Origin of the sequence: Ochrobactrum sp. SFR4 (assembly GCF_019730395.1) — a bacterium.
GTDB lineage: Bacteria > Pseudomonadota > Alphaproteobacteria > Rhizobiales > Rhizobiaceae > Pseudochrobactrum.
This window is the reverse complement of sequence record NZ_JAAPBB010000148.1, coordinates 1-505: the sequence shown is the minus strand read 5'-3', so window position 1 is coordinate 505 and position 505 is coordinate 1. Positions and strand designations below refer to the sequence as shown.

The 505-nt window shown below is 51.7% G+C and carries 1 protein-coding gene; it reads left to right on the top strand.

Going from position 1 to position 505, the window contains the following annotated elements; genetic code table 11:
• Nucleotides 1–37: 37 nt before the first annotated feature.
• Nucleotides 38–505 (top strand): hypothetical protein (locus tag HBA93_RS18285; RefSeq protein ID WP_221724248.1); only part of this gene is annotated, 468 nt, incomplete at its 3' end.

Sequence of the window (505 nt, the reverse complement as noted above, 5' to 3'; positions counted from 1 at the left end):
ATCAAAAAATCACGTCCTCAAAATATGGGGCGCTGATATGTTCGGCGCCCTTATTGGTGCCGGTGCAAGCCTTTTGGGAGGCTTGTTCGGCGGTAAATCCAAAAAGCAAGAAACCACAACAACCAGCCATGTTGACTATGGTCGCATGGTGCGTGAAGCGGAAGCAGCGGGATTTAATCCCCTGACCGCTTTGCGCAATGGTGGCGCGGCTGGCTTCTCAGTGTCCACTGGTTCCACACCAGCCACACCACTGTCAGCACGTCTTGCGGACGGCGTAGCCGGAGCAGCAAATACATTTCTCGCAAACTTTGACCCGTTCAAAGATCGACAGCGCGAAAATGAATTCAAACTCGTAGAAGCGCAACTTGCAAATCTCAATGCTGATACGGCTTTGAAACAACGGACGGGCTTAGGCTCCGTTCCGACATACACGGCAGGAAACACCAAGCGCACTATGGGCGCAAGTGTCGGGCATAATCAGAAATTTAAATCTGTAGCTGATGCC